Raw genomic sequence first — 12,275 nt, 5'->3', positions numbered from 1 at the left:
AATGAACCTAAAAAAAGTATTCATCATTCCTTTATTTTCTTTACTGTTATCCTTTTCCATTAGTTGCAATCGAACTAAAAAAGAACAGATTCCTAACAAGAAATTAAAAGAAAATGAACATGTGGAAAATTTCACATTATCAAACACATTGTATCTTTTAGCCCCAGAATTTAACGTTGAAAAATGCGAATCATTTGGAGAATGTGATTGTTGTACTAGTAACTATTTATTTTTAGATAATGAAAACTTTATTTGTGTTGATTATTGTTTAGAAGCTGACACTTATTATAGTGGAAAATATAAAATAGAAAATGAAAAAGTACAATTAAAATTTAATTCTGTAATGGTTCAAAAAGAATATAATTGGGAAAGCGAAACTGACACAATCAACGATCAACCTAAATATTTTTATAAAACCGAAAAGTGCAAATCATTTGAAACTATTTGGAGAAAATTTGATTGCAAAGGGAAATATTATTTTAAAAATACCATTACCGAAACCAATTATGCTTCGATTGATAAAACACTAACTGCTAAAAATTTCGTGATTAAACTAAAAGGAGAAGGTATTTGGGATAAGTTATTAAATTAGCTGCGTTGCAAATGCTTCATTTTATAAATTTTATTTAAGTAGATAGTGACCGAAAACAACCAAAAAACCAAACCATGAAACCTTTTTCTTTCTTTAAAACCCTTTTTATATTTTCTGTTATCTTAAGTTTTTCTGGTCAAGTTACTGCAAGCACTGTTTCCGATTCTAAAACTACAGCTTCTTCCAAATTCACTTATACTTTTGGCGAAAAGCCAATTGGAGGAAAAGAAATCTACATTCCTGTTGAATTTAAAAACAATGATTTTGATGCTGACGATAGTGAATGGAGTTATCAAAGAAGTGCTTCTTCGGACAACATTATTGTTTTTTGGGAAAAAGGATTTGGACAATTTCCTGATAAGGTTGCTAACACCAAGCTTTCTGTAGATATCAATACGATATTGGCAAAAGCCGAAAAGTATTATTCTTATTATCGTGACACGATGCAATTTGTGGTAAAAGGAAAGTCAAAAACTGATCAATACCGAATGATTATCATACTGCGTTATCAGGAAGAATGGTTGGCCACCGGAGCGGGTTATGACAATGTTATTGGGGCTTTATGGGTTAATCCCTGGGCATTAAGAACCGATTCGGCTTTAGCGCATGAGTTTGGTCATACTTTTCAATATCAAACCGCCTGCGATGGAAATTATGGTTTTAGAGATCAAAATTATGTGGGGCAATTTTGGGAGCAATGTGCACAATTCATGTCCTGGCAAATCAATAACAGCAGTTTCACACGGGAGATTCCTCATTTTTTAGAAAATGCACACAAACATTTCTCACATGAAGATTACCGATACCAATCGATGTATTTTATGGAATTTTGGAAACAAAAACACGGAATAGAATTTTTAGGAAAACTATGGCGAGGTGCTAAAGTTCCGGAACATCCGCTGCAAACTTATAAAAGAATTACAGGAATCAATCAGGAACAATTGAATGATGAATTTTTTGAATATGCCTGCAAAAATGTTGCCTGGGATTATCCTTTAGGAAACCACAATAGGTCTTTTATTAAAGGATTGTCTGCTGTGGATCAAAAAAAACACAGCCATCATACATCTCTTGAAGTTGCTAAAAATGGTTATTATCGAATAGCCAACAAGCAAATTCCTCAAGCTTATGGTTACAATGCCATCCCACTTAGTATTCCGAAATCAGGAACCAAAGTCGCTGTTGATTTCGAAGGATTAAAAGGACAATGGTCTTCTATAGAAGGATGGCGTTATGGTTTTGTTGTTATTAAAGAAAATGACGCTGCAGTTTATGGTAAAATGAAAAAAGACAAACAAGGTACTGCCAAAATCACCATACCCGAAGGAGCCAAAGAACTTTGGTTAGTAGTAACGGGAGCTGCCAGCGAACACAGAAACCATGTTTGGGATGACAAACTGGATAACGACGAAAATTTTCCGTATCAAGTTAAATTTACAAATACCACTATTCAATAACTGAAACGGTTTTACTTTTATAAGTCATTAAAAATCTGAAAATTACAATCAAAAAACAACTTACTTTACCCTAACTACTACTTTTCCTTTGGCACGACCACTTTCAACATAAGCTAAAGCATCATTTGTTTGTTCGAACGGAAAAACCTTATCTAAAACCGGCTTTATTGCTCCCGATTCAATCAGGGATGTAATTTGGCTTAGTTGTGTTCCATCTGCTTTCATAAAAAGAAAAGAATAGTTCACGCCCAGTTTTTTCGCCTTTTTACGAATTCCGGAACTTATAAGAGACAAAATGACTTTGACAAACCAAGGTGCTCCAATTGCTTTTGCAAAATCGGCTGTAGGCGGTCCGGAAATAGAGATTACTTTTCCTCCAGGTTTTACAATTCGCAATGATTTTTCTAAGGTATTGGTATCCTGACTATTCAATACCACATCATACTCTTTCAGAATAGTTTCAAAATCCTGTGTTTTATAATCAATCAGCACATCAGCTCCAAGGTTTTTAAGCATTTCAAAACTTTTTTCACTGGCTGTAGTAGCTACAGTAGCTCCCAGATGTTTGGCTAACTGAATGGCAATTGTTCCCACACCACCTGATCCTGCCTGAATAAATACTTTTTGCCCTTTTTGAAGTTTTGCATTTTCAACAAAAGCCTGCCAGACCGTTAAAGCCACTAATGGAATGGATGCTGCTTCTTCGATAGAAATATTCTGAGGTTTTAATGCCACATCCTTTTCATCTATGGCAATAAATTCGGCCAGTGTACCTATGCGAAAATCAGCAACTCTGGCATAAACGGCATCACCTGTTTTAAACTTTGTTACCTTATTCCCTACCTTAGTAATCACGCCTGCCACATCGTGTCCTAAAATTAGCGGAAGCTTATAAGGTAAAATTAATTTGAATTCTCCCGACTTTATTTTAGAATCCAAAACATTCAAACCCGAAGCATGTACTTCTACCAGAACATCATGCTCTTTTACTTCCGGAATAGCCACATTAGCAAGCTGTAAACCTTCTTTTTTGCTGTATTTATTAATGACAAATGCTTTCATTTTACTTTATTTATGAAATTATTATTTTAAAAACTGATGACTTTTCTTTGGATTAATTAAGCCAAAAGTAAACTTTGGAAAAAAGCGATTCAACAGATAAACGACTTTAGTATCTCCCACACGAATGGTGTATTGATCTCTTTTTAATCCGTCAATCAGGCCTTTTACTAATTCTTCAGCACTTATTTTTTTTTCATCTCTTTCTGCAGTCATCTCAGTAGCAACCAGTGGTGGTAATAATTCAAAAACTTTCACATTGCTGTTTGCTATCTTTAAATGTTCTCGAAGTGACTGGGTGTAAAATGCCAATGCCGTTTTAGATGCCGAATAAGTTGCTTCCAGCAATGAAGGTACATAACTTAAAATAGAAGTGGTATTAATAATGGCACTTTCTTTTCTTGATTTTAACATATCCAGAAAAAGGTTATTCAACCGAATGACACCAAAATAATTGACATCCATTTCATAAATAGCTCCTTCCAGATGTTTTTCATTGGTCAAACCTAAATTTAAGGGTGCTACTCCTACTCCCGCATTATTGTATAAAATATCAATGCCACCTATTTCTTTTATTGTATCAAAAAGTAATAGCGCTTCTGCTGGATTTGCCACATCACTTTGTATAGCGGTCAGTTGTGGATATAATTTTTTAGCGGCATCTAACTTCTGCTGATTTCTTCCGGTGATGATAACCTTTGTACCCAAATCTAAAAATTGCCTAGCTGCTTCCAGACCTATTCCCGAAGCGCCTCCTGTAATCAGGATTGTTTTTCCTTTTAAATTCATTGTCTGCTTTTTTAATGGTAAGAAAGTGATTTTCTGGTTACAAAAGTTCTTTTTGAAAAAACTGTTTGGTATCTCCTACCGGTACATCAAATTGATTTTTTTCCAATGCTAAAAACAATTCATCAGCTACTTCTGACGCAGGTATTCCGTTAGCTCCGCCTATTTCTGCTGAGAATTCTGTGTTTACCAATGGCGGATACACTTCATAAATTTGTACATTTTTCACTTCTTCATAAGTATCTCTTAAAGCCACAGTATAACTATGCAAAGCGGCTTTAGTAGCACCATAAGTGGGTAAAAATTTATGACTGGCAAAAACTGAAATTGAGGAAACATTTATAACCGCGGCTGCGGATTTTTCGACTAAATGCGGTAACATCAATTCAGTAAAATGAATCACACTAAAATAATTAGTATTCATTTCGATAGCTGCTTTTTCGTGTGCATTAGTCGTTTCGCTTAGCAAATAGCCAAAAGCGGCTCCGGCATTGTTAATGATGATATTGACACCAAAATAATCTTCCTTTAACTGTTTTGCAATACGAATTCGATCTGCTTCTATAGATAAATCTCCTTGTATGGCGACAGCATTGTCCAATTCTTTTAAGGCTTTTTGTAGACGTTCTTCATTACGTCCATTAATGATAATCTTGTTCCCTGCTGCGCTTAATTTTTTAGCAATAGCCAACCCAATTCCTGCACTTCCTCCGCTTATAAATACGGTACTTCCTGTTGTTTTCATTATTTTCGAAATATTAAATTATTTTAATGTTGGATAATCGGTATATCCTTTTTCACCGGGTGTATAAAAGGTATTTTGGTCTGGTGCATTAAGTGCAGCATCGGTTTTGAATCTTTCAACCAAATCAGGATTTGCAATAAATGGAACTCCAAAAGAAACCAAATCGGCATCGCCATCATTCAAGACTTGAGTTGCAGTTTCTTTATTAAATCCTCTGTTGATAATGATGGTTCCTTTGTATATTTTTCGAAAATGCTTCGCCACTTCCTGAATAGCATCAGAAATACCGGAAACATCCGTAAAAGGTTCAATCAGATGAATGTAAGCCAAACCATAATCGTTTAATCGGTTTACGATATAGTCATACAGCGCAATGCTTTCATCATCAACTAAAATTCCCATGATTCCGTTTAAAGATGGATTAAGGCGAATTGCTACCTTTTTAATATCAACTACTTGTTTCAATTCGTCCAGAATCTCAAACAAAATTCTGGCTCGATTTTCAACAGAACCACCATATTCATCTTCACGTAAGTTGGTGTTTTTGCTGAAGAATTGTTGCAACAAATAACCATTAGCACCGTGAAGTTCTACACCGTCAAAACCTGCTTCGAAAGCATTGATTGCTGCCTGTTTAAAATCGGCAATGGTTCTTTTGATGTCTTCAATAGTCATTGCTTGCGAAGTTTCAGAGGGTTTAAAACCTTCGGCGGTAAAAACCTGTTGATTCGGATTCACAGCTGATGGAGCCAGAGGTTTTTTTCCATTGTGCAAATCAGGATGTGAGTACGCACCGGTATGCCACAATTGAGCCACGATTTTCCCTCCTTTTAGATGAACAGCTCTGGTGGTTAATTTCCAGCCTTCCACTTGTGCTGCAGTATAAATTCCGGGAACGTTGACAACACCTACCGCTTCTTCACTTATAAAAGTACCTTCTGTAATAATCAAGCCTGCCGAAGCTCGTTGTTCATAATACTTTGCCGTAAGTTCAGTCGCTACATTCTCTGGATTATTAGATCGGCTTCTTGTCATAGGAGCCATCACAATTCGGTTAGTTAGTGCTACTCCATTTAGCTGATAAGAATCAAAAATTGATAAATTTTTCATTATGTTTCTAAATTAATTTGTAAATTTGCTTGCGTTTTGCAAGTACAAATATACAAACAACTTTCAATTTGCAAGTGATTTTATAAATTATTTTTTATGGCAACTACAAAAAAAAGATCCGAATGCCCAATTAGCTGCTCTCTGGACGTATGGGGAGACAAATGGTCATTGCTTATTATCAGAGATTTAATGATATTAAAACAATGTACTTATGGGGATTTTCTAAAATCAGATGAAAAAATAGCAACCAATATTCTGGCAGCCCGATTATTAATGCTCGAAGAAAATGGTATCATCAGTAAATCAAACCATCCTGATAGTAAGGCAAAAGTGCTGTACAAACTCACCTTAAAAGGAATTGATCTATTACCTTTAATGATCGAAATAAACCTCTGGGCAGATAAATATTCTATATTACCGGCTGACAGAAAATCTATCCTGGAAGAAATAAAAAAAGACAAAGAAGGATTTATAAAAAATGCAAAAAGTGAATTAAAAAAAGTGATCTGATAAAATTAGCACTGTAAATTAAAAAGGTTACCTAAATTCGTAAATTTGTTTTCCAAATAAAATAAATAGCAGATGTCAATTACAAAAGAATCGGAACTGGAAGGAATGAAAAAAATTAGTGAAGTGGTTGCCACAACACTAAAAATGATGAGGGCTTACGCCAAAGCCGGAATGTCAACTAAAGAACTGGATAATTACGGAGGTACGATTTTAAAGAGTTACGGAGCTAAATCTGCACCTTATGAAACGTACAAATTTCCAGGATATACCTGTATCAGTATCAATCAGGAAGCGGCTCACGGAATTCCATCTGAGAAAAAAATATTGAAAGAAGGTGATTTAATTAACATTGATGTTTCAGCCGAACTTAACGGTTTTTGGTCGGATAACGGTGGATCTTTTGTATTGGGAAAAGACATTCACAACCACCAGCCTCTTGTTGATGCATCAAAAGAAATTTTGAAAAAAGCAATTCAAAACATCAAAGGTGGCGTTCTGATTTCTGAAATTGGTTTTCTAATAGAATCCGAAGCCAAAAAATCCGGATATAAAGTAATCAAAAATTTAGCAGGTCATGGTGTGGGCAGAAGTTTACACGAAAAACCGGAGAATATTTTAAATTACAGGGTAAAAACTAATCGGGAACGATTTAAAAAAAATACCACTGTTGCCATTGAAACTTTTATTTCAACCCATTCCACTATTGCTGTTGGATTAAGAGACGGCTGGACACTAGTAGGAAACAAAGGCGGATTTGTAACACAACACGAACACACGATTTTGATAACCGACAATGCTCCCGTAATTCTTACAGCAGCAAATGAAATCTGGAATTAAAAAGCAAATCTAAAAAACATATAAAATCCGTCTCGTTTAAAAACCGAAACGGATTTTCTGTTTTAATATGTTTTTTTACTATTGCTATTGTCATTAACATTGCAATTGCAGTTTTTTTAACCACAGATTACACAGATTATTTTTAGTATTGTGTTAAAATTCCAAAATCTGTAGCTAAAATTCAAATTGTCTATTTCATTTTGCCATTGCTATTGCCATTGGTATTGCTATTTTTTTAACCGCAGATTACACAGATTACCACAGATTATTTTTGTTATGTTTTATTTTAATTCTTTCAACAATGATTGAAAAAGAGCTGGAAGAAAAGAACACCTATATCGAGAAACTCGAAATCCAGCTGGAAATAATTCAGAAATAAAGTTAGTTAATTAATTTTGTAAGATTTGTCAATATAATTAAATATCACTATTTTCTTTAGAAACTGCTTCAACAACCTCTTTTGAATACTGTTTAAGATCATTTTCCTCTAAAATTTTAATCGTTTTCGGAAGTTTATGAAGTATATCTAAAGCTTTTGTATAATTACTATATAGTTTCCTATCTGATGGTTTACCAACAATAATAGCACATTTATATTGTGCCTTAACTTCACTTTCTAAATCGGTAAATTCCCCTAAATTATTTCGAGCTTTTTGTATAATTCCATCTCCAGTTTTTAAATCAAAACCAACAGGTTTTACTAAATTCCAAACTCCATTTTTCCAAGCAAAATCAAAATTAAAATTACCTGTATTTGTTTTAACATTAAAATCTTTTTGAACTCTATTTTTATTAACAACCTCATAAAATCCAGATTTTCTAAGTTCACTATATAGATGAGAGATAATTTTTGGCTCTTGTGATTGATTATTTGAAGCTTTAATATCTTCAATAAAATATTGCTCAAAAATTATATCTTCTATTATTGATTCATTTATATCTTGAACATCTGTTTTAAAAGTAGAAAATTGCAAAACACTACTATCTATTGGTAAAATATTATGCTGTAAAAACTCTTTTAAGTTAGAATCATTTAACGGAAAAATATCTTCATTAGTTGATTGATATTTCAGTAATCTATTGTGTATCTGTCTTAAATATTCTTTTACTGTTTTTTCAGGAACATTATTATAAATACTTTTAATGCGGCTTAAATTTTTTGAATACTTAAAGGAAAATCTTTGAGAATCACCAAAATATATAAGCACTCCAATATTAACACTTTCGTCTAAAAAAGGCGAGTGTTTATATTTTAAAAGGCAATATGTGTAAAAGTTATCTTTCATTGTATCATTCCTATTAGATAGTTTTTAATGGTCGTTATATTGTTTTTACACCATTCAAAGTACGCAAAATAATCCAATCTTTCTCCATACTCTATGTTAAATCTATCCATATCATCAAACACACTATTTAAACTGTCAATATTTAAAAGACGTAAGTGTTCTAAAAACTCGTCAAAGATATAACTTTTTTCTTTTATTATTTTTAAATGACTAATCAGCGTATGACAATAAAAAGGGTAATTACGTATATTATTCTCATAATTCCTTGATGGTAGCTTATCACTTATAAAGGATAATGTTAACTCGTGATCGATCATCACTAAACTGTCATCATTTATTAAAAGATTTGGTTTTCCTCTAGATCCCCTATCGGAATTTTGCATTAACACATCAAAAGCAAATATGCCTGCTATTTCATAATCTCTTAAAAAACCGAAAGAAACATATGGATTAAATATAACATATTGGTCTATTTTTTTACTGCAAAATTTATAACCTTTATGAAATTTACGCACTTCATTTTCCGAATAGTAACAAGTCAATTTACTTTCCTCAATATTTATGATGCCATATCTAGGAGTTGGTAAATCAAACATCAAAGCCAATTCACACCCTATTATCTCCTTTGCGGTTGGAAATGTATTTATTCCAATATTTCTAAATGGCTTTGCATAATAGATAGACCTTTGATTATCTTTGTCTAATCCCCAAATCTCAAGTGGATAATTAGAACTATCATTTATTTTTCCGTTAATAAGTAACAGTTGTAGCGGGTGCATAAGCTTGTTTTGACAAGCGAAATGTAGGAAATAAATTTTATACTACAATTTTAACTACTAAAATTAATTTATTTTTCACTGTTATTATCTTTATTTTTAAATAAACATATAGCTAAAAGCAAATTGATAATAAAAGACTAATTTACGATATCTATAAAAATACGTCCTAACACACGCTACAAATTTGAACAATTGGTTTAATAGAAAATTGGTTTTGTATTTGGATGATTTGGCAAATCCGAAGAATGGCTTAATTTAATCCCAAACCCGCTGTAGTACCTGAAAGTTATAACACCTTTCCAAAAATCGATGAAACATCAAATTTATACTATAATTTTAGCGTGCATTTTCCTGTCATGCAATCAAAATGATACAAACAAAATGAGTCAAGAAGATAAATTTATATGGAATGTCAAATGGCTGGCTATGAACATAATCGAGCAGATCAAAAAGGAGAAACTGACTATCAGAATTTTCAGAAAGCTTTCGATTTATTTCCTTGGAATGAACAGATTAAAAAAGCAAATAAATATCCTGATAAAGCTTCGCCTACTATTACAACTAGTGATTTAAAAAACGAAAAAGTTTTTTGGATTTCTATGGCTGAAAATGGTAACGAGTCTGGCTATATTATAGGTTACATTTATCCCAAAGAGAAAAAAACATTTTTAGGATTTGGTAAAACAAAAACCATAAGATGGCTTGAAATGTTCACTGTAGAAGACAAAAATAAGGTTGATGAATTAATCAAATTGTTTTTTAATCGAGATTATTCTTCTTTCGAAACATCAATTAGAAAACTGGATGATTTTGGTCAGATGGAATCTGAAGATTTAGCTAAATAGAAATGTGTTATACCCTATAAAACCCACAAAAAAATCCGTATCGTTTAAAAACCGAAACGGATTTTCTGGTTTATACCGTTTTTAAAGCTTCGATTAAGCCGTCAACATCTGCTGTAGTGTTATGATGGCTTAATGAAATACGTAAACTGGGTTTTCTTATTAAGTGGTCCGGAAGTAATTCGGCCAGTACATGTGATGGTCTGATACTTCCGCTCTGGCAGGCACTTCCGCGGGAAACCGCAATACCCCGCATATCCAGATGGAATAGAATCATCGCAGTTTTTTCTTCTGAAAAAGGCAATAAAACATTCACGATATTATAAAATCCATCGCTGTTTCCGTTGATGGCAAAACCTGCAAAATGTTGCTCTAATTGTTCGATTAAATACTGCTTTACAGCAGTTATGTGTTGTCTTTCCTGCTCTAAATTGGCATACGAAATATCCAGTGCTTTTGCCATTCCTGCAATCTGGTGAACGGCTTCGGTTCCGGCACGGAGGCCTTTTTCCTGTTCGCCTCCATAAAACAAAGGTTGCAATCCGGCATTTTTTCGAACAAAAGCAAAGCCAACACCTTTAGGCCCGTGAAATTTATGTGCACTGGCTACAACGAAATCTACAGCCGCAGCCTGCAAATCCAGTTTCATTTTCCCCATAGACTGTACGGTATCCGAGTGAAACAAAGCATTGTATTGCCTGCATATCAATGCAGTACGCTCCAAATTTAAAATAGTTCCGGTTTCATTATTCACATGCATTAAACTCACTAAGGTTTTCACTTCCTGTGACAACAAAACCGATAAATCAGTTAAATCGACCTCGCCATTAGCTAAAAGCTTAACATAATCTACCTGAATTGAAAACTCTTTTTGCAAGGCCTGTATGGCTGATAAAACGGCGTGATGCTCTATTTTACTGCTAATAATTCGTTTTATACCTAAATCCTGAACGGCCGAACGTAAAATCCAGTTATTGGCTTCGGTTCCTCCTGAGGTAAAAATAATTTCCTGTGCATTCACATTCAGCTGTCTGGCGATGGCTTTTCTGGAAAGTTCGAGGATATTTTTAGCATTTCGGCCAAAACTGTGCGTCGAAGAAGGGTTTCCGTAATCTTCCAGCATTATTTTAGTCATTTCCTGAACCACTTCAGGTCGGATCGCGGTAGTTGAGGCGTTATCGAGGTATATTTTTTTCATTGCTGCAAAGTTATAAAATATCAATTATCAAAAGTGGAATAGCATTTATCATTTTTTACCTATTTTTGTGAAAATTTAAAAAATGAAAAAAGTCCTAAACCTATTACTACTTGTGGCATTATTGACTGCTTGCGATGATGGAGATTTAACTCAGGAAGATATTAGCTTTGAAGATATCACTGCGACCCAAAGTTGTACTAACAATAATATTATATACAAACTTAAAGATCAGGAAGCCTTAATCCTGGAAATCCCTAAAACTAATTTCACTACTGATCTAACTGCTGCGAATGATACTATTGAACTGGATATCAGCACTACGGCTAACAGAGTGGTGTATCGTTTTTATGATGGTGTTTTAACTACAGCTAACATCTGTGAAACCATAGTTCCGGCCACTCCTGTTATTACTGATCAATGGGTAGCGACAGCGGGTAAAATACGCATTGTAACAACAGCATCTAAAACTACTGATGACACTAACAACAGTACTAAAATTACCGGTTACAACTATAATATTGTATTAAAAAATGTAACTTTTGCTAAGTCCAGCGGAGATCAGGTTTATGAAACTTTTCCTTTTGGCGATTATAAAACTAGCATTACCTCTTTACCATTTAATTTTGATCAGACTTTAGAAAAATGTACTGCTACTAATGAGGTGTACAACTACAATACCAGCGAAGCTTTGATCTTAAACATTGATCCTGCTTTAATTGCTAACGTAGTTACTCCGCTCAATACTCCAAGAACGGGACTTATTGGGACTACCACTAATGTGTTAACCTATCGTTCCTTTTTAAATAGTGGTACGCCATTAACTGGAGCTTATTTTTGTCAGGCTACGACTCCTGTTATTCCAACACTTAATCAGCAATGGGACGGTGTCGCCGATGCAAGCGGAGCCACTGGTATAATAGAAGTTACCACTACCACTAATGGAGCCAACAGCTATAAACATACTATTGTTCTAAAGAAAGTTTCTTTACAAAAAGGAATAGTTAATTTTACGCTGGGAGACAGTTATATTTTAGGAGAATTATTTACCACAGACTAATTATGGCTGTATTCTAA

General features: G+C 33.8%; 13 protein-coding genes. 6 read left to right on the top strand and 7 right to left on the bottom strand.

Annotation, left to right across the window (positions count from 1 at the left end):
• Position 1: 1 nt before the first annotated feature.
• A complete protein-coding gene (locus BUB89_RS12220; protein WP_073245478.1) occupies positions 2-592 on the top strand; it encodes a hypothetical protein in 591 nt (196 codons plus the stop codon).
• Positions 593-666: 74 nt separating this feature from the next.
• Entirely contained in the window at positions 667-2,049 is a 1,383-nt protein-coding gene (locus BUB89_RS12215; protein ID WP_073245476.1) for a DUF6055 domain-containing protein, read from the top strand.
• Positions 2,050-2,109: 60 nt separating this feature from the next.
• Here the strand turns inward: BUB89_RS12215 and BUB89_RS12210 are convergent, their stop codons facing one another.
• From BUB89_RS12210 to BUB89_RS12195, 4 genes are read right to left on the bottom strand one after another with little or no spacing between them, the layout of a single operon-like run.
• Positions 2,110-3,111 (bottom strand): NADP-dependent oxidoreductase, encoded by a 1,002-nt coding sequence (locus tag BUB89_RS12210; RefSeq protein ID WP_073245474.1) that lies wholly within the window; start codon positions 3,109-3,111, stop codon positions 2,110-2,112.
• A gap of 21 nt (positions 3,112-3,132) precedes the next feature.
• A complete protein-coding gene (locus BUB89_RS12205; RefSeq protein WP_073245472.1) occupies positions 3,133-3,897 on the bottom strand; it encodes an SDR family oxidoreductase in 765 nt (254 codons plus the stop codon).
• A gap of 37 nt (positions 3,898-3,934) precedes the next feature.
• Positions 3,935-4,639 carry an SDR family oxidoreductase gene (locus tag BUB89_RS12200; RefSeq protein ID WP_073245470.1) on the bottom strand — a complete coding sequence of 235 codons (705 nt, stop codon included), beginning with the start codon at positions 4,637-4,639 and terminating at the stop codon, positions 3,935-3,937.
• An 18-nt stretch (positions 4,640-4,657) separates the two neighbouring features.
• On the bottom strand, positions 4,658-5,749 hold the full coding sequence (locus tag BUB89_RS12195; protein ID WP_073245468.1) for an alkene reductase: 1,092 nt from the start codon (positions 5,747-5,749) through the stop codon (positions 4,658-4,660).
• A gap of 96 nt (positions 5,750-5,845) precedes the next feature.
• On the opposite strand from BUB89_RS12195, the gene BUB89_RS12190 reads away from it, so the two are divergent.
• Positions 5,846-6,259: a winged helix-turn-helix transcriptional regulator gene (locus tag BUB89_RS12190; RefSeq protein ID WP_073245466.1), complete on the top strand. Its 414-nt coding sequence runs from the start codon at positions 5,846-5,848 to the stop codon at positions 6,257-6,259.
• A gap of 72 nt (positions 6,260-6,331) precedes the next feature.
• Positions 6,332-7,096: a type I methionyl aminopeptidase gene (map, locus tag BUB89_RS12185; RefSeq protein ID WP_073245464.1), complete on the top strand. Its 765-nt coding sequence runs from the start codon at positions 6,332-6,334 to the stop codon at positions 7,094-7,096.
• 416 nt (positions 7,097-7,512) lie between these two features.
• Here map and BUB89_RS12180 read toward each other — a convergent pair whose 3' ends face one another.
• Positions 7,513-8,382 (bottom strand): DUF3037 domain-containing protein, encoded by an 870-nt coding sequence (locus BUB89_RS12180; RefSeq protein WP_073245463.1) that lies wholly within the window; start codon positions 8,380-8,382, stop codon positions 7,513-7,515.
• The gene (locus tag BUB89_RS12175) at positions 8,379-9,161 is read right to left on the bottom strand and encodes a HipA family kinase (protein ID WP_073245461.1); all 783 of its coding nucleotides are present in this window, start codon (positions 9,159-9,161) and stop codon (positions 8,379-8,381) included. Before BUB89_RS12175 ends, BUB89_RS12180 begins: the two co-directional genes overlap by 4 nt.
• A 404-nt stretch (positions 9,162-9,565) precedes the next feature.
• Here BUB89_RS12175 and BUB89_RS12170 point away from each other — a divergent pair, with 404 nt between their 5' ends.
• Positions 9,566-10,006: a hypothetical protein gene (locus BUB89_RS12170; protein ID WP_159434579.1), complete on the top strand. Its 441-nt coding sequence runs from the start codon at positions 9,566-9,568 to the stop codon at positions 10,004-10,006.
• 70 nt (positions 10,007-10,076) lie between these two features.
• Here BUB89_RS12170 and BUB89_RS12165 read toward each other — a convergent pair whose 3' ends face one another.
• Positions 10,077-11,201: a cysteine desulfurase family protein gene (locus BUB89_RS12165; RefSeq protein WP_073245457.1), complete on the bottom strand. Its 1,125-nt coding sequence runs from the start codon at positions 11,199-11,201 to the stop codon at positions 10,077-10,079.
• Positions 11,202-11,283: 82 nt separating this feature from the next.
• Here BUB89_RS12165 and BUB89_RS12160 point away from each other — a divergent pair, with 82 nt between their 5' ends.
• Positions 11,284-12,258, top strand: coding sequence for a hypothetical protein (locus tag BUB89_RS12160; protein WP_073245455.1), 975 nt, complete (start codon positions 11,284-11,286; stop codon positions 12,256-12,258).
• Positions 12,259-12,275 lie beyond the last annotated feature (17 nt).

Source organism: Flavobacterium flevense, from assembly GCF_900142775.1.
Lineage (GTDB): Bacteria > Bacteroidota > Bacteroidia > Flavobacteriales > Flavobacteriaceae > Flavobacterium > Flavobacterium flevense.
This window is presented reverse-complemented; position numbering and strand designations above follow the sequence as displayed.